At 35.5% G+C, this 21642-nt stretch carries 24 protein-coding genes and 1 other annotated feature; of the genes, 1 reads left to right on the top strand and 23 read right to left on the bottom strand.

What is annotated here, in order from left to right:
• Positions 1 to 35: 35 nt before the first annotated feature.
• From TX86_RS02255 to rpsU, 21 genes are all read right to left on the bottom strand, one after another.
• A complete protein-coding gene (locus TX86_RS02255; RefSeq protein ID WP_042345857.1) occupies positions 36 to 494 on the bottom strand; it encodes a YaiI/YqxD family protein in 459 nt (152 codons plus the stop codon).
• Positions 495 to 901: 407 nt separating this feature from the next.
• Positions 902 to 1711, bottom strand: coding sequence for a pyruvate, water dikinase regulatory protein (locus TX86_RS02250; RefSeq protein WP_042345856.1), 810 nt, complete (start codon positions 1709 to 1711; stop codon positions 902 to 904).
• A gap of 19 nt (positions 1712 to 1730) precedes the next feature.
• Positions 1731 to 2366 (bottom strand): transcriptional regulator CcpN, encoded by a 636-nt coding sequence (gene ccpN, locus TX86_RS02245; RefSeq protein WP_195892850.1) that lies wholly within the window; start codon positions 2364 to 2366, stop codon positions 1731 to 1733.
• 191 nt (positions 2367 to 2557) lie between these two features.
• Positions 2558 to 4630: a glycine--tRNA ligase subunit beta gene (gene glyS, locus TX86_RS02240; RefSeq protein WP_042345852.1), complete on the bottom strand. Its 2073-nt coding sequence runs from the start codon at positions 4628 to 4630 to the stop codon at positions 2558 to 2560.
• Positions 4623 to 5513: a glycine--tRNA ligase subunit alpha gene (glyQ, locus tag TX86_RS02235; protein ID WP_042345850.1), complete on the bottom strand. Its 891-nt coding sequence runs from the start codon at positions 5511 to 5513 to the stop codon at positions 4623 to 4625. The genes glyS and glyQ overlap by 8 nt, the downstream gene beginning before the upstream one ends.
• A 68-nt stretch (positions 5514 to 5581) precedes the next feature.
• Positions 5582 to 5761 (bottom strand) — a binding site (T-box leader).
• 96 nt (positions 5762 to 5857) lie between these two features.
• The gene (gene recO / locus TX86_RS02230) at positions 5858 to 6610 is read right to left on the bottom strand and encodes a DNA repair protein RecO (protein WP_042345848.1); all 753 of its coding nucleotides are present in this window, start codon (positions 6608 to 6610) and stop codon (positions 5858 to 5860) included.
• A gap of 36 nt (positions 6611 to 6646) precedes the next feature.
• Positions 6647 to 6790 (bottom strand): YqzL family protein, encoded by a 144-nt coding sequence (locus tag TX86_RS26045; RefSeq protein ID WP_081707535.1) that lies wholly within the window; start codon positions 6788 to 6790, stop codon positions 6647 to 6649.
• Positions 6791 to 6891: 101 nt separating this feature from the next.
• Entirely contained in the window at positions 6892 to 7812 is a 921-nt protein-coding gene (era, locus tag TX86_RS02225) for a GTPase Era (RefSeq protein WP_042345846.1), read from the bottom strand.
• On the bottom strand, positions 7802 to 8203 hold the full coding sequence (locus tag TX86_RS02220; RefSeq protein WP_042345843.1) for a cytidine deaminase: 402 nt from the start codon (positions 8201 to 8203) through the stop codon (positions 7802 to 7804). The genes era and TX86_RS02220 overlap by 11 nt, the downstream gene beginning before the upstream one ends.
• Before the next feature lie 213 nt (positions 8204 to 8416).
• Positions 8417 to 9016: a hypothetical protein gene (locus tag TX86_RS02215; RefSeq protein ID WP_042345840.1), complete on the bottom strand. Its 600-nt coding sequence runs from the start codon at positions 9014 to 9016 to the stop codon at positions 8417 to 8419.
• Between the two features lie 77 nt (positions 9017 to 9093).
• On the bottom strand, positions 9094 to 9474 hold the full coding sequence (locus TX86_RS02210) for a diacylglycerol kinase family protein (RefSeq protein WP_042345838.1): 381 nt from the start codon (positions 9472 to 9474) through the stop codon (positions 9094 to 9096).
• Positions 9455 to 9925, bottom strand: a complete 471-nt coding sequence (ybeY, locus tag TX86_RS02205; RefSeq protein WP_042345834.1) for an rRNA maturation RNase YbeY — start codon at positions 9923 to 9925, stop codon at positions 9455 to 9457. Before ybeY ends, TX86_RS02210 begins: the two co-directional genes overlap by 20 nt.
• A complete protein-coding gene (locus tag TX86_RS02200; RefSeq protein WP_042345831.1) occupies positions 9926 to 12079 on the bottom strand; it encodes an HD family phosphohydrolase in 2154 nt (717 codons plus the stop codon).
• A gap of 446 nt (positions 12080 to 12525) precedes the next feature.
• Positions 12526 to 13488 (bottom strand): PhoH family protein, encoded by a 963-nt coding sequence (locus tag TX86_RS02195; protein WP_042345829.1) that lies wholly within the window; start codon positions 13486 to 13488, stop codon positions 12526 to 12528.
• A gap of 3 nt (positions 13489 to 13491) precedes the next feature.
• The gene (yqfD, locus tag TX86_RS02190; protein WP_042345827.1) at positions 13492 to 14682 is read right to left on the bottom strand and encodes a sporulation protein YqfD; all 1191 of its coding nucleotides are present in this window, start codon (positions 14680 to 14682) and stop codon (positions 13492 to 13494) included.
• Between the two features lie 196 nt (positions 14683 to 14878).
• A complete protein-coding gene (gene yqfC / locus TX86_RS02185; RefSeq protein ID WP_042345824.1) occupies positions 14879 to 15163 on the bottom strand; it encodes a sporulation protein YqfC in 285 nt (94 codons plus the stop codon).
• Between the two features lie 73 nt (positions 15164 to 15236).
• Positions 15237 to 15779: a YqfB family membrane protein gene (locus TX86_RS02180; protein ID WP_042345821.1), complete on the bottom strand. Its 543-nt coding sequence runs from the start codon at positions 15777 to 15779 to the stop codon at positions 15237 to 15239.
• 40 nt (positions 15780 to 15819) lie between these two features.
• A complete protein-coding gene (gene floA, locus TX86_RS02175; protein WP_042350061.1) occupies positions 15820 to 16800 on the bottom strand; it encodes a flotillin-like protein FloA in 981 nt (326 codons plus the stop codon).
• Positions 16801 to 16808: 8 nt separating this feature from the next.
• On the bottom strand, positions 16809 to 18131 hold the full coding sequence (locus tag TX86_RS02170) for an NfeD family protein (protein WP_042345819.1): 1323 nt from the start codon (positions 18129 to 18131) through the stop codon (positions 16809 to 16811).
• Positions 18132 to 18364: 233 nt separating this feature from the next.
• Complete coding sequence (locus TX86_RS02165; protein ID WP_042345817.1) at positions 18365 to 18811, bottom strand: GatB/YqeY domain-containing protein; 447 nt, start codon at positions 18809 to 18811, stop codon at positions 18365 to 18367.
• 14 nt (positions 18812 to 18825) lie between these two features.
• Positions 18826 to 18999: a 30S ribosomal protein S21 gene (rpsU, locus tag TX86_RS02160; protein WP_003152957.1), complete on the bottom strand. Its 174-nt coding sequence runs from the start codon at positions 18997 to 18999 to the stop codon at positions 18826 to 18828.
• Positions 19000 to 19219: 220 nt separating this feature from the next.
• Between rpsU and TX86_RS02155 the strand changes: the two genes are divergently transcribed.
• Entirely contained in the window at positions 19220 to 20140 is a 921-nt protein-coding gene (locus tag TX86_RS02155; protein ID WP_042345815.1) for a Na/Pi symporter, read from the top strand.
• A 286-nt stretch (positions 20141 to 20426) separates the two neighbouring features.
• Here TX86_RS02155 and TX86_RS02150 read toward each other — a convergent pair whose 3' ends face one another.
• Both TX86_RS02150 and deoC read right to left on the bottom strand, forming a co-directional pair.
• On the bottom strand, positions 20427 to 20756 hold the full coding sequence (locus tag TX86_RS02150) for a DUF4190 domain-containing protein (protein ID WP_154663032.1): 330 nt from the start codon (positions 20754 to 20756) through the stop codon (positions 20427 to 20429).
• Positions 20757 to 20943: 187 nt separating this feature from the next.
• Positions 20944 to 21615, bottom strand: coding sequence for a deoxyribose-phosphate aldolase (gene deoC / locus TX86_RS02145; protein WP_042345812.1), 672 nt, complete (start codon positions 21613 to 21615; stop codon positions 20944 to 20946).
• Between the last annotated feature and the right edge of the window lie 27 nt (positions 21616 to 21642).

The raw sequence follows: 21642 nt of genomic DNA, 5'->3' as shown, positions 1-21642 counted from the left end.
TTTTAGGTGATAATCTATATATTCGATAAATCTGCTTATTTCCCTGCAAAGTTCGACAAAATTTTCACTAGTGAATTATGGAAATTTTTTCGGTCATTTTCAGTAAAAGCCTTTGGTCCTTTCGAGTAAACACCTTTCCTTCTCTTCTTCGCAGCTGTATGCCGCATAAACAAGAGTGAGTCAATATTGTACTCATTATAAAATATTCCCTTTGGAGAAAGAACACAAACCCCTTTTCCAAGTAATGCTGCCGCCAAACCAATGTCACTAGTTACAGCAATATCATCTTTCTTTGCCATATTCATCATATATAGGTCTGCTGCTTCCTTATCCCAATCAACGTAAATCCAACGTGCCTCAGGATATTTATTCGTTTTGTTCTTAATAGATGCTACGAAAACAACATCCACTTGGAATTCCTTAGCACAGGCTATACATTCATCTTTCACAGGACAAGCATCACCATCTACGATTATGGAAGGTTTATAAGTCATGTTTTCTTATTTCTCCATTTTTCTTCAATTTCCTGCTTAAATTCTCATAAGTTTTTAAAAGAGACTGGAAATGTCGAATTTTTTTTGAAGAATCTCTTGACATTCTTATGATTATTAGTTTATTCCTACATAAGCAACTCTAAACCTAAAGATTATTCTTTTTATCACAATTTTTCATTATAGAACATAATACAGTAAAAATCTAGACATTTAATCGATTTTCCTCAACAAAAAAAGGCGCTATGCAAGGCTTCGGACCATCTGTTATAGAAAACCTATTTTCAGTCTCCAAACAAATCATCTTAATCCCTTAGCATAGCAATGTAAAGTAAAAACTATAGCAGCAAAATAATATACTTTTTCTCCTATAAAAAAGGTACACCTACATGTACCTTTTTTACAGATTATTATCTTTTGTTGTTTTGAATCATTGTGATAATATTATTAGCTGTTTCTTCTACCGCTTTATTCGTTACGTCGATTACTGGGCATTTTAACTTATCAACTATTGTTTCGAAATACTGAAGTTCTTCTTTTATTCTGCCTAGGTTGGCATAAATCGCATGATCGCCCAGACCTAAAGTCTTAAGTCGCTCTTTACGAATATTATTCAATTTTTCTGGACTAATTTTTAAGCCGATACACTTTTCTGGAGCAACAAGGAATAATTCTTCTGGTGGCTCTACTTCAGGCACTAGCGGTACATTGGCAACTTTAAATCGCTTATGTGCTAAGTATTGAGATAGGGGTGTTTTGCACGTTCTAGACACACCAACAAGTACGATATCCGCTCTTAAAATACCTCTTGGATCACGACCATCATCATACTTAACGGCAAATTCAATAGCTTCTACTCGTTTAAAATAATCTTCATCTAGTTTTCTTACCAAACCTGGCTCGTAAACTGGGCTTAAATTCAGCGTATCTTGCAGTGTATCCATTAAAGGACCAATAATATCATATGTGATAATACCTTCCTCAGCAGATCTTTTCTTCATATATTCTCTATCATGAGGTCTAACTAATGTATAAGCAATAATTGCTTCATTTAGTTTAGCTAGTGAAATTACTTCTTCAATGTCCTCACGATGTTCTACATATGGTATACGTTTAATCGTAATATTAGAATTAATAAATTGACTTACAGCTGCTTTTGTAACTAATTCAGCTGTTTCCCCAACTGAATCTGAAACTACATAAATAATTGGTGAACTCATGTATTGTCCTCCCCAAATCTTAAATTTCCTCTGTAGCTAGAGAAACAAGTGCTTTAGTTATATTTGTCTTTGTAATTCTTCCAGTAACTTCATAACCACTTTCCGTTTGTTTCACTACTGGAAGAGCATCGATTTGTTTCTCAATCAATTTCTTTGCAACTTCTATTATTAAATCTTCTTTCATACACATTGCGATGTTCGGCATTCTTGTCATAATAATATTCACAGGAATAGTCGTTAAATCCTGCTTACCAATACTTGCTCGAAGTAGGTCTTTTCTTGATAATACACCTACTAGATGTGCATGTTGATCAACAACAAATAAAGTACCTACATCCTCTAAAAACATCGTACAAATTGCATCGTATACCGAAATACTATCAGAAACGACCACCGGAATCGATTGGAAATCTTTCACATACAATTTAGAAAGATTATCCGTCAAAAGCTGTGTACCAGTTTTCCCACTATAAAAATAACCTACACGTGGTCGAGCTTCAAGAAAGCCTGCCATTGTCAAGATAGCCAAATCAGGTCGTAAAGTCGCTCTCGTTAAATGTAGTTGCTCCGCAATACTTTCACCAGTAATCGGACCGTTTTCTTTTACAATTCGAAGAATATGCTCTTGCCGTTTATTCAGTTCGATTTTATTCACCACCTTACTGCATTACACAGAATTAAGCTATACTATATATAATTATTATATACTAATTATTCATTTGTAAAAAGGGGCTGTGCAAAAAGTGATTTCTCACTTTCCACACCCCCTTTTAGTTTATACTGTTGCTTTATCCCGCTCAACAAATGCTCGGTGAGGATATCCCCACCGAGCAAAGTTTAATTTTATTAGATAGATAATATTTTATTCATATGAGCAAAGCTACTAATAAGATTGCTAATTTCTTTCATTAATGATAAACGGTTATAACGAATTGACTCATCTTCAGCCATTACCATTGTATTCTCGAAATATTGCTCAATGTCACCTTTTAAAGAAACAAGTAACGCAAATTGCTCGCTTTCAGATTGAACAGTTGCGTACTGTTCTTCAACATTTTTAAATGCATTGTAAAGATTTTTTTCTTCTTCATTTTCAAATAGCTCAGGTTTCACAACAGGTACTTCTGTTAGCTTAACAGCGATATTCATGACACGGCTTAATGCTTCCATGCTCTCTTTAAATGTCGCACTATTTTTTTCTTGTTCAAGAACTAACGCACGGTTCACTAATGAAGATACAACACCAACTTCACCTGCTAACACTGCATCTACTAAATCATATCGTACTTCTTTTTCATTTAATAAGTGCTTAATACGAGCATTGAAGAAGTTGATAATTGCTTCTCTAATCTCTTTGACACTGCTTTTGGCAATTCCAGCGCTCTCAACAAGTGCTAATGACAAGTCTACAAGTGTTTCAAGACGAATGCTCCAGTTTTTCTCAACTAAGATTTGTACAATACCACTTGCTTGTCTTCTCAATGCATAAGGATCTTGTGAACCTGTTGGGATATTTCCAATTGCAAAGTTAGACGTAATTGTATCCATTTTCTCCGCTACACTTACGATAGCCCCAACTTCACTCAGCGGAACATCATCTTCAGCGTGACGTGGCATGTAATGCTCATTTACAGCTACTGCTACCGCTTCTTTTTCCCCTTTAATACGAGCGTATCTTTCACCCATATATCCTTGTAATTCAGGGAATTCATATACCATGCCTGTTACTAAATCGAATTTCGCAATCTCAGCCGTACGATCAGCATCTTGTTTTGTTTCTGCATCAACTGAAAGCTCGTCACTCAAGCTATTTGTTAATGCACGTACACGACTTACTTTCTCTGCCAATGTACCAATTTCTTCGTGATACACAATTGTTTCTAACTTCTTCAAGCAAGAAGCAATATCTTTTGTTTGGTCTTCACGATAGAAGAAGTCAGCATCAGCAAGACGAGCACGAAGTACCTTTTCATTACCTCTTGCCACAATGTCAATACCTTCACTATTACCGTTACGCACCGTTACGAAGAAAGGTAGTAATTCACCATTTTGATTCATCACTGGGAAGTATCTTTGGTGCTCCTTCATTGACGTAATTAGCACACGGTCAGGTAATTCTAAGTATTCTTCTTCGAACTTTCCAAATAGTGCTGTAGGATATTCTACCAAGTTATTTACTTCTTCTAGTAAATCTTCATCAACAGGAATAACCCAGCCATTTTCTTGTTCTAATTGTTTTAATTGAGATAGAATCATTTCTTTTCGTTTCGTAGCATCTGCAATAACATATTGCTCTTTTAACATCTCTTCATATGAAGCTGGCGTTTCAATAACAATTTTTTCTCCTAAGAAACGATGACCTAATGTTGTATTACTTGTAGCAACATTTGTAATCTCGAATGGAATTACTTCTTGACCGAACAAAGCAATCATCCACTTAATTGGACGTACAAAGCGTAAATCTTGGTCAGCCCAGCGCATGTTTTTTGGGAAAGAAAGAGATGTAATAATATCTTTCAAATCAACAAGTAGCTCTTTTACTTGTTGGCCCTTTGTAAACTTTTGCACGTGAACGTATTCAACACCTTTAATTTCCTTGAAATAGATGTCTTCTACCGCTACTCCTTGACCTCTTGCAAATCCAATCGCTGCTTTAGACCAATTGCCTTCAGCATCAAGAGCAATTTTCTTAGCTGGTCCTTTTGCTTCCTCTTGTGTATCTTCTTGCATTTCAGTTACATCTGTAACTAAAATCGCAAGACGACGAGGAGTTGAATATTTTTGAACTGCTGTATAACTAATTTTTTTCTCTTTTAACCAAGCTTCTACTTTATTTGATAACTGCTCAATTGAATCAGTAACGAAACGAGCAGGAAGTTCTTCTAAACCAATTTCTAGTAATAAATCTTTCTTATTCATGAGTATTTTCTCCCTTCTGCTTTAAGATTGGGAATCCTAACTTTTCACGCTCATCATAAAATGTTTTCGCTACTTTTCTAGCTAGGTTACGACAACGAGCGATATAACCTGTACGCTCTGTTACTGAAATTGCTCCTTTTGCATCTAGAAGATTAAAAGTATGTGAGCATTTTAGAACATAATCATATGCTGGGTGCACAAGACCTGCTTCCATTTGTGCATGCGCTTCTTTTTCATACATATTGAAAAGCTCAAATAACATTTCTGTATTACTTGTTTGGAAAGTATATTTTGAATGCTCAAATTCAGGTTGACCGAAAATATCACGAATTGTGAAGCCTTCTGTCCACTCAAGATCAAAAACATTTTCTTTATCTTGAATGTAAGAAGCTAGACGCTCAATACCATACGTAATCTCTACAGATACTGGTTTACACTCAAGACCACCAACTTGTTGGAAATACGTAAACTGCGTGATTTCCATTCCATCAAGCCATACTTCCCAGCCAAGACCCGCACAACCTAGTGATGGGTTCTCCCAGTTATCTTCAACGAAACGAATATCATGCTCTAATGGATTAATTCCTAAAGCACGTAAAGAATCTAAGTATAACTCTTGAATGTTATCAGGAGATGGCTTCATGATAACTTGGAACTGATGATGTTGATATAGACGGTTTGGATTCTCACCATAACGACCATCTGCCGGACGGCGTGAAGGCTCTACATAAGCTACACTCCAAGGCTCAGGTCCAATTGCTCTTAAGAACGTATATGGACTCATCGTTCCTGCACCTTTCTCCGTATCGTATGCATTCATTAGAATACATCCTTGATTTGACCAATGTTTTTGTAAAGTTAAAATCATATTTTGTATATTCATACGGCACCTCCGTTTTTATTTACATAGAAAAAAGAACACAAAAAAACTCTCATTCCTATGCTTCTTCGCATAGGGACGAGAGTTACCCGCGGTTCCACCCTAATTGCAGTCTATATAATAAACTGCCTCTTTTCGTGTTTCATTTGCTCCGGAACGCCCTTCTCTGAATATTTATAACTCGGCTTGCACCATACCCGAGCTCGCTTCTATAAAAAATGTCAGATACTCTTTTCCATCATTGCAATATTTACTGTTGTTATTTACATAGCATTTTATCCAAATAACTAACCTTTTGTCAACATTACGATTAAATTTTACCGTTTAGTTTGAACTTTTCTTCACAATCACATTAATCCATCGAGCTTATGCATTTGCTGCAAAAACTTCTTCGACTTTAAATGCAAACCAGAATATTCATCATAATACGATTCAATTATTAGCTTTAATTCTTTTTTCGTTTCGGGTTTTAGTGAAATGCTCCCTAACCTCGAAAGGTCAAAATAATAAAATAAACGCAGCAATTTCACTGTCGTTGGGCTTGTCGGTATACGATAACGATCTTTCTCCTTGCATCGGTGACACAAGAAACCACCTTCTTTTACCGAAAATGAAAATTCTCCTTCTGTTGAATCACAAGAGACACAACGATCAAGTACTGGAGGAATGCCTAACACACTCAGCATTTTCATTTCAAAAATAGCTGTAAGAACCTCTGGATCGTACCCTTCATTAATATAATTCAACATTTGATAAAGCAATTCAAATAAATACGGATTGGACTTCTTATCATCCGTTCCTTTATCAAGTAGCTCAATTATGTAAGAAGCATAAGCTGTACTAATAATATCTTCTCGGATATGCCGGAAAGATTCAATCGACTCTCCTTGAGATAGACTTCCTAATCCAGATGAGGTTTGAACAAGAAAATAGCCATAATAGAAAAGTTGAGTGACGGAAGAGAGCCTACTATTTGGCTTATTAGCCCCTCTTGCCATCACTCCAATCTTACCCCATTCGCGAGTATAAATTGTGATAATTTTATTGTTCTCTCCATAATTCGTTCGGCGAATGACAATGCCTTCACATTTTTGGATCAAGACAAGTCACCTTCTTCGACTAAAGCCAAGACAATATTATGAAAGTGTTGAATTCATTTCTGCTAGTTCGTCATCCTTACTTTCAAATGGGTCTTGATTGTCCAACTGAATTTCTTTAAACAAAAGATACGTGTCTACGCTACCTGTTTCTTTGAAGATCTTCCAGGTAAAATCCAACATCTTAAATCCCACCTTTTTAGTTTTTCACTAGCAATAGTAAATGCAACTATAATATTATCTTGACCTTTCTCTATTTTTTCATGTGCTACAAAAATTACTAATTAATAATCATCATTAAATCCATAGTCTTTTAATACAGACATTTTGTTGCGCCAGTCTTTTTGCACTTTCACCCATAGCTCTAAATAAACTTTTGAGCCTAGTAGAAGTTCAATATCTTTACGTGCTCGTTGACCAATTTCTTTCATCATACTGCCTTGCTTACCAATCACGATTCCTTTTTGTGAACTACGTTCTACAATAATTGTAGCCATAACTTCCACGATTTCTTTGCCTTCTTTTTTCTTAATGGAATCAATAACAACAGCAATGGAATGCGGCACTTCTTCACGAGTTAAATGTAGAACTTTTTCACGAATAAGCTCTGAAATAATAAATCTTTCCGGATGATCTGTTACTTGATCAGCTGGATAGTATTGTGGCCCTTCAGGAAGTTGTTTTTTAATCGTTGTAAGCAGCGTATCAACATTATTACCTTCAAGTGCAGAGATAGGAACAATCGCTTGAAAGTTCAGCTTTTCTTTATATTTGTCGATTAGTGGTAGCAGTTCATCAGGGTGTACTTCATCGATTTTGTTCACAACAAGAAACACTGGTGTTTTAACATCTTGTAGCTTCTCAATGATGAATTCGTCCCCACGTCCAAATCCTTCAACAGCATTTACCATAAATAAAATAACATCTACTTCACGCAAGGCATTAATTGCACTCTTCACCATGAAGTCACCAAGCTTATGCTTTGGCTTATGAATACCTGGTGTATCAATAAAAATCATTTGCGAATCATTTCCTGTTAATACACCTTGTACTTTATTTCTCGTTGTTTGAGGTTTATCACTCATAATCGCAATCTTTTGTCCGATTACACGGTTTAAGAATGTCGATTTCCCCACATTTGGTCTACCTATAATAGAGATAAACCCTGACTTAAATTTTTGTTCTGTATTACTATTACTTGTCATCTAAATCCTCCGGTGAAAATGCTCCTGGTAATAATTGATCAACTGTTATTTCTTGAACATCACCTTCTAAGTTCGTCAAATAGACAACCATATCTTTCGGACAAAGTTCTGAAATAACTTGGCGACAAGCTCCACAAGGTGGTACAGGTCTCTTTGTATCAGCAACTACTGCAAGTGCACTAAATTCTTTATCTTCTTCCGCATAAGCTGCAAATAGTGCAGTTCTCTCTGCACAATTACATAAGCTATAAGCTGCGTTTTCTATATTACAACCATGATATACTTTTCCGTCTTTTGTAAGCAATGCAGCCCCTACCTTGAACTTTGAATAAGGTACATATGCTTTCTCACGTGCTTTTTTTGCTTCTTCCATAAGTTGTTTTGAATCCATAACTAAACTTCCTTTCAAAAAGGGCATATTTTTATTTTACAATATTTTTAATTATCACGGAGTTATTAACTGAAAATGTAATATACTTGTTATACTTTACACACTTTTCAAAATTACTCCAGATAAAAGGCATACATTTTATTTTAACTAATTTTGTGCATATGTACACATAAGACTTTAATTCTTTTCCTTTTCAAAGCAATAAATTACACTTTAACCCTCCAAACCTAACAAATACGTCAAATCATTCTCTATTAACACTTCAGATAAACTTTGAAGATTCTCATCCTTTTCCAGATCTTTGCTGTGCAAACGATAATTATCAAGTGAAATTAATGTTTGATAGCCATCAAACATCAATGTCCTTGCAATGCTAGCAAACGAGCTAACTGTTTTGGTACTTGCGGAAATCGTAGTCGCCATAATTAAATCAATAATCAGCTTATGCTTTGGAATAGTATGAAGACACTCCAAAATTTCATGATAGCATTCCCAAAAGGTTCGCTCATCTAATGCCCTACCTCGTTTATAAGGAAGAATAACCACTTTATCAAACAATGCTTCGTTCTGTAAAAACAAGCTGATTCTGTCTTGATCAAGCCAAATACTATTACAAACGAGAGGGATGGTCGAATCTTTGTCCTTAATACATCTTGCATGATTGATTATGTCCTCTACATCCATTGCCTCAAGCCATACTTCTCCGTTAATCTTAGTTTCCGGAAATACCAGTTTTGTTCCCTTTTTCACATTCAAGCAGCTATCTCCTTTAATAACTAATTCACTTCCATCATACCAGTTAATTTTTTTCAATCTAATTCCCCCCTCATATAAAAAAGAAAGCATTACAAAATCGTAATACTTTCTTTTCATCCAGTTCTTCTATTCAGTCATGATATAAAATCATAAATCTTAGGTAAAAAGATAATGACACCAACAACCATTGAATAGATGGCGTATATTAGCACAGCACCCGCTGCGAGATCTTTTGCCTTTTCAGCAAGTATATGATAATCACTCGTAATTAAATCAACTACTTTTTCAATCGCTGTATTGACCATTTCTAGCACTATGACCCCTGCTATACTTGTGATCACAAATAACCATTCTATAGACGAAATAGAAAAAAATACACCTGCTACTACAGCTACTACAGCTGCAATGTAATGAATGATTATATTCCGCTCTCGAAATGACGTTAAAATCCCCTGTAAGGCAAAACCAACACTGCGTATAAAAGAGATTTTTCGATTATCCCCTGGATAGGCCATAGTTTTCTAATATTTCCTTTTGCTTATTAAACATAACGATTTCATCCTCTTTCTCGATATGATCATAGCCTAATAAGTGCAAAAATCCATGTAAAGCTAGAAATCCAAGTTCACGCTCAAAAGAATGTCCATATTCTTCCGCCTGTTCCTTTGCGCGATCGATAGAAATGATAAGGTCTCCAAGTACTCTAGTCGAATCTCCTCCAATAATCGCTATTTCATCTTCTCCTAGTTCTTCCATAGCAAAAGAAATAACATCTGTAGGAGCATCCTTACCACGATATTCTTTATTAATTTCTCGAATTGCTTCATTATCTACAAAAGTTACTGACACTTCACATTCTTCTTCAATACCTTCTGCTTTTGCAGCAAACGCTAGAATTCCTTGGATTAATTCTATTTCTTCTTCTTTTACTTTATTCAACTCATCTATAAAATCTATAGAAAGCATTTACTTCACCTGTTTCTTTTCATTTTTCACATCTGGATATTCAATTCTTGAATGAAATATACCATTCAATGTTTCACATAGTGTTTTCTCAACAATATCCAATTCTTTAATCGTTATATCACACTCGGAAAATTGATCATCATTCAAACGATCATGAATAATACTCTTAACTAGCATTTCAATTTTCTCACGAGTTGGGCTTTTCATTGATCGTACCGCAGCCTCAACACTGTCAGCAACACTAACAACCGCTGACTCCTTCGTTTGTGGCTTCGGTCCTGGATAACGATAATCTTCTTCTTTCACATCATCGTTCAGTTCTTTCTCTTTGTAGTAGAAAAACTTTAATAGTGTTGTTCCATGATGTTGTTCAGCAATATCAATAATTTCTTGTGGCATTTTATATTTCTTTAATATTTTTGAGCCATCTACCACATGAGCAATTATTATATCCCTGCTTGCTGCAGGCTGTAATTTATCATGTGGATTCTCGATATTCATTTGATTTTCAATAAATAGCTGCGGGCGTTTTGTTTTACCAATGTCATGATAATAACACCCTACTCTCGCCAGAAGGCCATTGGCACCAATGGCTTCACTAGCTGCTTCAGCTAAATTGGCGACCATCACACTATGATGATATGTACCTGGTGCTTCTATTAAAATTTTTCGTAACAAAGGATGATTTGGATTCGATAATTCAATCAATTTCATCGTCGATAGTATTCCAAAACTTCCTTCAAATAACGGTAATAACCCAATGGCTAATATAGACGAAGAAATGCCCGAAACAAATGCAGCTAATATATGAAATACATATTCTAAATTAGCTACTTGCAAATCCATTATTAAAACCACTGCAAAAATAATTAATACATTAACAAGTGATAACAGAAAGCCTGCTTGAAATAACTTTGAACGAAAGTTTTTTGTTGAAAGTAAGAGCAATGAGGCAATTCCACTTAATAATATATAAATACAAATTGAAAAATTAAAATTAGTAGTTGTATTTTCATTAAAAATTATCGCTCCGAATATACTCAAAATAATCGTAAATACAAGAGAATAACGATTATCTAGTAAGATCTTCAGTATCATTGTGCCCATTGCGGCGGGAATAAAGAACCTTAAATCTACACTTTCATTAGAAAATAAACTTACTGTTTTTAATATAGCGATAGCAATAATAAAAACCAAGCTAAAAATCAAGATTTGATTATGTCTTTGCTCATTTTTTATTTCCATTTTATGATAAAAATAAAACATACATCCGAACACTAAAACCACTAAAATACCTAAACCAAGAAACGGCAATACGGAGTGTTCATTGTTTAGTAATCCTGTTAGCTTTAAATTTCGGTAAACTTCACGATCCACTAGTTGCCCTTTTTCAACTAAAATTTGCCCTTGAAGAATTTTAACAGGTTCTACGCTTTCTAACGCAGCTTGTCGCTGTTCTTCCGTTTTCTTAAGATCGAAGAAGTAGTTTTGTGTAATGGCATACCTTGCTAAAGAAAGGGAAGCCTTTTTTAAATCAGTTGGCATTGATATATATTTAATTTCGTCCTCAACAGACTTTTTAGCATTTTCAACTTCTGTAGCTGCTATTTTCTCACGCATTACTGTGTTAATAGCAGTAATCGTTGTATCTTTGGCATTTTGCAGCTCTCTATCAGATGCATTTAAGAGTGCTTTATATACATCATCTGTAAGATCTTTATTTACATCATCAGCCAACTTCTTCTTTAATAAAGTCAAATTATTATTTGATAATTCTTCCTTTTCTTCTTTCGTCAGCACACTAGAAACATTTTTCTTTTCACTTTCTTTTTTAACTTCAGCAGCAGCATCAAAGATGGATGATATTAAATCTACCCGATTTTCTCCATATTCCTTTTTAGTAGTATAAACATCGTCTACTTGCTTAACAGCATCTTGTTTTTCCTGCTTTGTTTTTTCAACATCTTCGACTGTTTTTGGTGCTCTAAGCGTTTCATTCGCAACCTGAAGTAATTGAACATCTACCTTTTCCGGCTTCACATTTGAAAACATAACTCCATAAGAAACGAGAGCAAGAATGACAAAAAGAAGCACTTGGAAAACCGTATGTTGAAGCAATTGCTTCACTTTTGACATTAATTGATTAATATCCATAATCGCAATATTCCTCCAAATCACCTTTTAACATGCCAATACAAAGTCATTAGTGAATTGTTTCATCATAAAAAGCATAGCAGTTTTTAAGCTAACTTTCATTATGAAAAAGAGTTCATTCGATACCTTTATAATAGATTGTTCAAAGTTTGTTGACATTCACAAAGTTGCATATCTAACTTTTTAATAAATTCGAATAACACTTTATTTCGTAAGTACATCAAAGTTTAACATAAATATGAAAATAATGTCATATCAAAAAGAAAAACCGCTTCACTGTATATGAACAGTAAGCGGTTTTTATAGATTATATATTATAAAATTTGGCACACTGTCTAAACTTACACCTGCTATGCTCGTCTTATTTCTGCCTCATAGCTCTTTTTGGATTTGAAGTAGAACAAGAAGTATAAACATCAATCCAAAAAGACCGGTGACGATTTTTCTTATGAATTATGTTTTTGGTAAGCTTCAACAATTCTACCTACTAGTCGGTGACGCACAACATCACTTCCATCAAGATAAATAAAGCTTATACCTTCTACTTCACTTAATATCTCCGTTGCAGCTACTAATCCAGATTTAGCTCCTCTCGGTAAATCAATTTGAGAACGATCACCTGTAATAATCATTTTTGAGCCAAAACCTAATCGAGTTAAAAACATTTTCATTTGTGCTTCTGTTGTATTTTGAGCTTCATCTAGAATAACGAAAGCATCATCTAAAGTTCTTCCACGCATATAAGCTAGTGGTGCTACTTCGATAATACCGCGATCAATTAGACGTTGCGTATGCTCAGCACCTAAAACGTCATGTAAAGCGTCATAAAGTGGTCTTAAGTAAGGATCTACTTTCTCCTTCAAGTCACCTGGTAGGAAGCCTAAGCTTTCTCCCGCTTCAACAGCAGGTCTCGTTAAAATGATTTTATTCACTTTACCATTCTTTAGAGCTGACACGGCCATTACTACTGCTAAATATGTCTTACCAGTACCGGCAGGACCAATTCCAAACACAATATCATGTTTACGAATGGCAGTAATATAATGCTTTTGACCTAACGTCTTAATTCGAATCGGCTTACCCTTTACCGTTTTTGCTATTTCTTCATCATACATATCTTGAAAGTATTCTAAAGTCCCTTTTTTTGCGAGAGAGATTGCATACGAAACATCTCGTGTACTAATTGAGATTCCTTTTCTAATTACTAAAAGAAGCGATTTAATTATGTCATTTGCCAGTTCAACTTTTTCTGAATCTCCACCAATTAAGATGGATTCGCCTCTTGTCACAATGGATATCTCTAGCTCTTCTTCAAGAACCTTTATGTTACTATCACCTGTTCCAAGAAGGGATAACGCTTCATTCGGTGTTTTTAAATTTACTTCAACCATTTTTTGTTCTATTGTCATTCCCTAATCTCCTTGAATAATTGGTCGTTCAATTGCGATATTTTCTAGTACTTGGTAATGTATAGATAATATAACTTTACCACTCTCAAAACTTTCGCGCAAAACTTTTCGACCAATCACTTCACTATTTTTAGGAAGCATTTTTTTTAAATCATTTTCAGCTACTTCGTGCCCTCTTAGAATCGCTTCTTTTTTTGAATATTCCCTAACAACGCTTTCTTTATCACGAAATGTAACTGTTTTATAAGAAAAAGGTAGCTTCCATCCAAGGAAAAATAAGGGCTTATCCGTTATATCTTTCTCATAATTCACAATTGTAGTCTTTTTGAAACCCCAAATTGGCAGGGAAAATGTCTTCATTTTGACATAATGTTTTGTTTCTTCTTTTCCGGAAAATACTGAGAATTCAGTCTTTAAAGGAATTGCCACATCTGACTTATACCAAACCTCTCCCCAAACACTTCCTTTAGCTGGAACAAGCACTGAAGACTTATCATTATTACTAATATTACTCGAAACAAGCACTTGCCCCTTATTAACATAATCATTCACACTAACGGCCGCTTTACCTTTTTCAACAAATATTTTCCGCACGATTGCTTTTTTATTCGCTATAATATTTTGCCGCGAGTCCATCTTGGCTCGTTTAGGCTCTTTCTTTTCTACTACTTGAAGATGGAAGGTTGTCCCTTTCAACTCCACTCCAACCCACGTAATCTCATCTATACTGCTTGATAACTTTTGCTGAATGGTACCAGATTCATCCATGTTAAATTGAAACTTTCCTGTTTCTACACCCATTTTCGTTAATTGTTGCCGTATCTTATGTTCCGTTTCAGGTTTTGCACCTGATATTTCAATACCCCATACTACATTGGATAAGAGAAAAAGACATGTAAGAAAAAGAAAAAAGCCTATTAGAAATCCACTATTAAAAAGCAATCTACGCCACAAAAAAGGTACTCCTGAACGTTTAAGAAAGGTAGCTTTACAATCATATTTACGAATTATTACACGCATTTTCTTCACATTATATAAGGCAATTGTAAAACAAATAGCATCAGTACCCATTTTTTTCATATTCCAAATACGTATCCGTTTTCTTACCATATCATTAACAAACGCTTCAACTTGTTGCCCATATGCTTTTACTTCCACATTTCCCGCATAGAAGTTTGTCCATTGATTCTTCATGGGTTTCCTCCCGAATATATTCATTTCTATTTTTTTCTCTTGTGGGAATTAAGAACTCATCAGAAGACGAATTCTTAATTCATTAAGTTCCATTCTTACAATGGGGATATCGCCCTCTAATGGTGGCTAGAACGTCATTAAATGTCCTTTAATATCCTCTCGTACTCATTTAAAAAGAAAGCTCTTAACGATACCATTAGGACGAAATGAATGTAACTGAGCTAATGACACCTTCTAATAGTATCTCTTCAGGAAGAATGGCTTTAATGACAAAAGTCTCCCCTTTTATCGAAAGTTGCCCTTGACTCAACCCTAACCGAATTTCATTATCTGAAAATGCCACTAATCCTCTATGATTTTCTATATATATATGTAGCTGACCAATCATCGTAATTCGAGGTAGGTCCATCATGACATCCTTTGGAAGATCAATGGTGTTAGTTAGCATTTGTCTGACTTTCTGACTCCATTTTTTTGCCATAAAAAAGAACCCCCTTTCATCTCATATGTATGAAATGAAACGGGGTTCTAGCACTTTTTTATAATATACATCCTTATTTTTTCAAACGCTGAAGCGGCTTCTTACATCTAGGAGGTCCTAACACCTCAGACATAATCATTCCATTTACTAATTCATTTTTATGAAAAGCATTTAATCCATTATTGCTTTGTATAGCTGATGGATTACTTTGCTTAATTGCGTTTGCTTTAGCCTCTAATGCAGCAGCTTGCTTCTCCCACTTCGCTTGTTGCTCAAGCAACTCTTGATACGAATTAGATATCTCTTGTTCAACATCTGGCTTAACATGAGTCGCCGAGCTTACAAGCTCTTTGACCTTCTTTGGATTTAAATCTTCTAATGCTTGTTTTACTTCTTTCATCTTTGGTGCATTTAAATCTTCCAGAACTTGCTTTATTTCTTTCACTTTACGCTTTTGCACAGGTTGAGCAGTAGGTCTTGGCGTAGGATCAAATTCAGGACGTTTATGCTTCGGTTTATCCTTTTTTTCCTTCCCAAACAAGGAACTAACAATACCCAAAATAATGAATAAGAAAAAAATATTTTCACTAAAAAAGGAAATAATCCTTTCTATCATAAGGAGTAAGCCTCCTTTCTAGAAGCGTTTTTTACAACTACTATTTCTTAGGTTGATCAGACAGCTTGCTGATAGAGCCTCTCATGTCTGTATCTGCATTTAAGTTTTGGATATTCATATAATCCATGACACCTAAATTACCTTCTTTAAGCGCTTCAGCCATCGCAAGTGGTACTTGTGATTCAGCTTCCACAACTTTCGCCTTCATTTCTTCTACTTTTGCTCTCATTTCTTGTTCTGTCGCTACAGCCATTGCACGTCTTTCTTCCGCTTTCGCTTGAGCAATCTTTTTATCTGCTTCTGCTTGGTCTGTTTGTAACATCGCACCAATGTTTTTTCCTACATCAACATCGGCAATATCAATCGATAAGATTTCGAATGCTGTACCTGAATCTAAACCTTTAGATAGAACAGTTTGTGAAATGCGATCAGGATTTTCTAAAACTTGCGCATGACTCTCTGAAGAACCAATTGTAGATACAATCCCTTCACCTACACGAGCAACGATTGTTTCTTCACCAGCACCACCGACTAGACGTTCGATGTTTGCACGTACTGTAATTCTTGCTTTGGCTTTTACTTCAATCCCGTTCATTGCTACACCGGCAATAAATGGTGTTTCAATTACTTTAGGGTTAACACTCATTTGAACCGCTTCTAACACGTCACGACCTGCTAAGTCAATAGCAGCTGTTCTTTCAAAGCTCAATTCGATATTCGCACGTTGTGCAGCAATTAAAGCATTTACTACACGATCAACGTTACCACCAGCTAAATAATGACTCTCTAATTGATTTGTCGACACATCTAAACCTGCTTTATGTGCTTTAATAAGTGGATTTACAACTCGACTCGGAATTACACGACGTAATCTCATCCCAATTAAAGTAAAAATACTTACTCGTACACCTGCAGCCAATGCTGAAATCCACAGCATAACCGGTACGAATGTGAAAAATATAGATAAAATTACGATACCAATAAATACTGCAACAATCAGCATAATTGTTTCTGGACCCATTATTTCAATCATCCTTCCTTCTTCTCTACTTGTCTTACAACAATTCTAGAACCTTCTGTTTTAACTACTTTTACAGGTATATCCTTCGCAATGAAGCTACCCTCAGATACTACATCCACTCGCTCATCATCAATTAAAGCGATTCCTGATGGTCTTAGTGGAGTTAATGTAACACCTTCACGCCCGATTAAATCAAGGCGATTCACATTGGACACATAACCACTTTCAGCACTTGTTGAATCAGTTAAAATCATTCTTCTTAAGAATTTCATTTGTTTACCAAACACCTTTACCATTAAGATTGATACTGATAAGGATACCACAAGAGCAATTAAGATCGAAACAGCCATATGTGTATTATTATCACCCGCTATAAACAAGCTACCAATTATACTTAGGCACCCTAATGCCCCAACAATACCGCCCGGTAAAAATAATTCTAAACCGAGAAGTGCGAGCCCAAGAAAAAATAATATAACGGTTTCATAGCCTGTAAGACCAGCGACTAAATGCCCGTAAAAGAATAAACCTAATGATGTAAGTCCGACTAGACCAGGTAATCCAAATCCCGGAGAAAATAATTCAATTACAAGTCCCAATGCACCTATTGTAAGCAGAATCGGAATAACTACAGGGTTTGTTAAGAATCTGGCTGCTTTTTCTGCAAAGCTTTCATCTATACTTCTAACATCGGCATTCTCAAGACCTAAATGCTTCAAGACACCATCCAAATTATCAACTGTACCTTCACTATATCCAACATCAGCCGCTTGTTTATTCGTTAACGTAAGCAACTTACCTTGCCCGGCACCAAGATCTGTTAGTGTATTATTTACATTAGCCATCGCTTCTGCATATTTAGGATCTCTATTATTCAATTCCGCTGCAGACTTCATAGAAGCAAGCCAGCTCGATTGTGCTTTCTTATCCGCTGCATTACCTTCATGATCAATAATTGCAGCTGAACCCATTGTTGAGCCAGGTGACATATAAATCTCACTTGTATTTAACGCAATGTATGCACCTGCAGACAACGCCTGCTTATCAATCCATGCAACCGTTTTTACATTCGAGTTCGCAAAAAGCCCACCTATATCCCATGCGGCATCGACTGCTCCTCCAAGCGTATTAATATGGAAGATTACCGCTTCTGCACCATTCTCTTCTGCAACATTTAATGCCCTTTGTAAAAATGCATGCAATCCTTTTTCAATCGTATCTTCAACAGGCACTACGTATACTTTTGGTTTAGCGGCACTCGTTTCAGTCGGGAAACTGAGCCAAGAAAAAGCTAAAAGTGAAAGTAATACTATGGAGAACCATTTACGCATTCTTATCCCCCCCTTTCAAAGGTTAATATGCGATATGTATGTTTACGTTTACAAACCAAAAAAGGTTTCATATTTTTTAATAAAAAGCATATTTAACAAGACATCCTAAAGAAAAATCCTGTAACTTTAATATTACAGGAATTCCAAATAAAAATATATGCTTTTCACGTGCCAATTACTTGTAAGTCAACATTCAAAAGCCACAAGCAGTTGCTTGTGGCTTTTAAACGAGTTTAAGATAGATGTTGTTGTACTAATTTATTAACAAGAGAGCCATCTGCTTTGCCTTTAACTTTAGGCATAAGTGCTCCCATAACTTTACCCATATCAGCTTTTGAAGTAGCTCCAACGCTTTGAATGGTTTCTTTAACAATTTCAGAGACTTCTGCTTCTGAAAATTGCTGAGGCATATAAGCTTCAACGTATTTAATTTCAGTCTGAATTTTTTCAACGAGGTCATCGCGACCAGCATTTGAAAACTCTTGGAGAGAGTCTTTACGTTGTTTTAATTCGCGAGAAAGGACAGTTAATTCTTCTGCTTCTGTTAATTCTGCATTGCCTAGTTTAATCGCTTCATTTTGAAGTGACGACTTAACCATACGAATAACAGAGAGCTTGTCTTTTTCCTTGTTCTTCATCGCTTGTTTCATGTCAGTGTTCAATCGTTCGAGAAGACTCATATTACCACCCTCTCTTAGAATTTACGTTTTCTAGCAGCTTCAGACTTCTTCTTACGCTTTACGCTTGGCTTTTCATAAAATTCGCGCTTTCTTGCTTCCTGTAATGTACCAGTTTTTGATACAGAACGTTTAAAGCGACGAAGAGCATCTTCAAGTGATTCGTTTTTACGAACTACGGTTTTAGACATCTCTATCCCTCCCTCCGAACACAACACACTAACTCAAGGTGTAACATAATTCATATCATGTACTTATCGATTATAATATAAGGATAATATAAGGTCAACTACTTCTCTAAAAATTGATACACGTAAGTATCTTGCTTTTTTTATTTCTCTAAAAAAACATATGATTTTTAGGCATGTCCTAGAATAAACCACAATATGATTGTCCTAAGGGGTGGGACAGATGCGAGAAATATTTCTTTTTACCGTATACATCATTTTATTTTTATTCGCCATGACAATTTTACGAAATGGGCTCTTTAATCTTACTGGTGAACGTTTAACAAATAAATTACAATCTTTGACGAATACTCCAGTCAAAGGTTTCTTTACAGGTATGCTTTTCACCGCTTTATTGCAAAGTAGCTCCGCCGTTATGGTCATGACTGTAGGGCTTGTTTCTGTTGGTGGTTTAACCTTTCAACAAAGTCTTGGGATCATTTTAGGAAGCAATATAGGAACTACAGTAACAGCGGAATTTATGACTTTTTCGATTGATCAATGGATTCTTCCCGGAATTGTTCTAGGCTTATTGCTCATCATTGTGAAACACCATATCATTCGACATCTCGGCTTTGCTCTACTTGGATTATTTCTCATTTTTTTCGCCATTGAAGGCTTCAAATCACTTTCACAACCATTAGCTACATATGATTTTTTTGCGAGTACATTACAATCTATCGAAAACCATAACTTATACGCTATTTTTATCGGAGCTTGTATAACTGGAATTATTCATTCAAGTACAGCAACAATCGGAATTGCAATGGGATTTATTGCTGGCGACCAACTATCTATTACCGCTGGAATAGCCTTAATGCTTGGCTCAAATATTGGGACATGTGTGACAGGCTATATCGCAAGCCTTGGTGCTGGAAAAGATGCACGACTTACAGCCTATGCACATATTTGGTTAAATATACTTGGCGTTATACTTTTTTACCCTTTTATCGACGAATTGCGTATGGCCGCAGCTTATTTCACTTCTGATGAACAAATACAATTAGCCCATGCCAGTGTTATTTTCAATGTTATTTGTTCATTACTGGTACTACCTTTCGTACATACATTTACGAAGTTTATACTTTTTGTTCATCGGAAATAAGAAAAACCGTAACCGGTCTTTTTGGATTGATGTTTATTCTTCTTGTCCTACTTCAAATCCAAAAAGAGCTATGCGGCAGAAATAAGACAAGCTGTTCTTGAAAACCCGCACTTGGTTTTCAAAACAGGTTGACTTATTTCCGAGCATAGCAGGTGTAAGGTTAGACAACACAAATTTTATATACATTCTATTCTTACAGACACAGACGACGAACAGTTAGAAAAAGAGGAGGCATGACACCATTAGTCACGCCTCCTCTTTATGTTACCTTAAAAATTAAGCACCATTAAAAAAACGGTACAATAAGCATACGAACAATGATTGAGAAAGCACTGATTCCAATGGACCAAGATCCTAAGGCCATACTGCCTCTGCGAATAGCAAGAAATCCTACGATAATCCCTAATGTCCCCCAAACCAATGGAGCATAGAACAATGAAAGAATAGCAAGAATTAAAGCTGAGATACCAAGCCCTTTTCCTCCGACTCTTTCTGTATTATCCGAATCTTCTTGTCCAAGCCTATAAGGAGCTGCTATTTCAGCGGCTGTTTCTTCATTATAATTCTGGTCGTCATTTTTATATTCATCCTCAAATCCATTATTATAATTTCCCACGATGTACCTCCTTAATTTTTTTAGGTGCACCGTTATTATTCACTTCATTTTTTAAAATTAAAGCATTTAAAAGCTGCATAAAAGGGGAAAAATTATTAATTTTAGTAAGATTAGACAACACAAAAAAGGCTCAAATTACACTAGCATAGCGCAATTTGAGCCTTTTTCTTATTTAAAATCCCAAAAATTAATAATCACTATTTGCAGTTAAACCTTTTATGATTGAAACTCCTGCACTAGCACCAATTCTTGTTGCACCTGCAGCAATCATCGTTTCTGCATCTTCTGTATTACGAACTCCACCAGAAGCTTTGACACCGATGTCTGGTCCAACTGTTTTTCTCATTAATGCGATGTCTTCTTTTGTAGCTCCGCCAGTTGAGAAACCAGTAGATGTTTTAACATAATCCGTTCCAGCTTTCACAGCTAATTCACAAGCGCGAACTTTCTCTTCATCAGTAAGAAGGCAAGATTCGATAATAACTTTTGTTAAAGCTTTACCTTTTGCTGCATCTACAACTGCTTTAATATCTCTCTCAACTAGTTCATTATTACCATCTTTTAACGCACCAATGTTGATAACCATATCTACTTCAGTAGCGCCATCTTTAATTGCTTGTGTAGTTTCAAATGCTTTAACTTCTGATGTATTTGCACCTAATGGGAAACCAATTACAGTACATACATCAACGCCTGAGCCTTGAAGTAATTCAGCGCATTTCTTTACCCATGTAGGATTAACACAAACTGAAGCAAATTTATATTCACGAGCTTCCTCACAAAGCGTTACAATTTGCTTTTCAGTAGTATCTGCTTTTAATACAGTGTGATCAATCATTCCTGCGATTTTATTATTCATTGTAGTTCTCCTTTTTAATAAAAATTG

It is taken from the genome of Bacillus massiliigorillae (assembly GCF_000380245.2).
Classification (GTDB): domain Bacteria; phylum Bacillota; class Bacilli; order Bacillales; family DSM-1321; genus Bacillus_AD; species Bacillus_AD massiliigorillae.
The sequence above is the reverse complement of the archived record's forward strand: the minus strand, read 5'-3'. Positions and strand labels throughout refer to the sequence as shown.

What these genes read in the sequence shown, in the direction of transcription:
- TX86_RS02255 (WP_042345857.1), bottom strand. Translation starts at nt 494, where the DNA reads ATGACTTATAAACCTTCCATAATCGTAGATGGTGATGCTTGTCCTGTG.
- TX86_RS02250 (WP_042345856.1), bottom strand. Translation starts at nt 1,711, where the DNA reads ATGAGTTCACCAATTATTTATGTAGTTTCAGATTCAGTTGGGGAAACA.
- glyS (WP_042345852.1), bottom strand. Translation starts at nt 4,630, where the DNA reads ATGAATAAGAAAGATTTATTACTAGAAATTGGTTTAGAAGAACTTCCT.
- glyQ (WP_042345850.1), bottom strand. Translation starts at nt 5,513, where the DNA reads ATGAATATACAAAATATGATTTTAACTTTACAAAAACATTGGTCAAAT.
- TX86_RS26045 (WP_081707535.1), bottom strand. Translation starts at nt 6,790, where the DNA reads ATGTTGGATTTTACCTGGAAGATCTTCAAAGAAACAGGTAGCGTAGAC.
- era (WP_042345846.1), bottom strand. Translation starts at nt 7,812, where the DNA reads ATGACAAGTAATAGTAATACAGAACAAAAATTTAAGTCAGGGTTTATC.
- TX86_RS02220 (WP_042345843.1), bottom strand. Translation starts at nt 8,203, where the DNA reads ATGGATTCAAAACAACTTATGGAAGAAGCAAAAAAAGCACGTGAGAAA.
- TX86_RS02210 (WP_042345838.1), bottom strand. Translation starts at nt 9,474, where the DNA reads ATGGCCTATCCAGGGGATAATCGAAAAATCTCTTTTATACGCAGTGTT.
- ybeY (WP_042345834.1), bottom strand. Translation starts at nt 9,925, where the DNA reads ATGCTTTCTATAGATTTTATAGATGAGTTGAATAAAGTAAAAGAAGAA.
- TX86_RS02200 (WP_042345831.1), bottom strand. Translation starts at nt 12,079, where the DNA reads ATGGATATTAATCAATTAATGTCAAAAGTGAAGCAATTGCTTCAACAT.
- TX86_RS02195 (WP_042345829.1), bottom strand. Translation starts at nt 13,488, where the DNA reads ATGACAATAGAACAAAAAATGGTTGAAGTAAATTTAAAAACACCGAAT.
- yqfD (WP_042345827.1), bottom strand. Translation starts at nt 14,682, where the DNA reads ATGAAGAATCAATGGACAAACTTCTATGCGGGAAATGTGGAAGTAAAA.
- yqfC (WP_042345824.1), bottom strand. Translation starts at nt 15,163, where the DNA reads ATGGCAAAAAAATGGAGTCAGAAAGTCAGACAAATGCTAACTAACACC.
- TX86_RS02180 (WP_042345821.1), bottom strand. Translation starts at nt 15,779, where the DNA reads ATGATAGAAAGGATTATTTCCTTTTTTAGTGAAAATATTTTTTTCTTA.
- floA (WP_042350061.1), bottom strand. Translation starts at nt 16,800, where the DNA reads ATGGGTCCAGAAACAATTATGCTGATTGTTGCAGTATTTATTGGTATC.
- TX86_RS02170 (WP_042345819.1), bottom strand. Translation starts at nt 18,131, where the DNA reads ATGCGTAAATGGTTCTCCATAGTATTACTTTCACTTTTAGCTTTTTCT.
- TX86_RS02165 (WP_042345817.1), bottom strand. Translation starts at nt 18,811, where the DNA reads ATGAGTCTTCTCGAACGATTGAACACTGACATGAAACAAGCGATGAAG.
- rpsU (WP_003152957.1), bottom strand. Translation starts at nt 18,999, where the DNA reads ATGTCTAAAACCGTAGTTCGTAAAAACGAATCACTTGAAGATGCTCTT.
- TX86_RS02155 (WP_042345815.1), top strand. Translation starts at nt 19,220, where the DNA reads ATGCGAGAAATATTTCTTTTTACCGTATACATCATTTTATTTTTATTC.
- deoC (WP_042345812.1), bottom strand. Translation starts at nt 21,615, where the DNA reads ATGAATAATAAAATCGCAGGAATGATTGATCACACTGTATTAAAAGCA.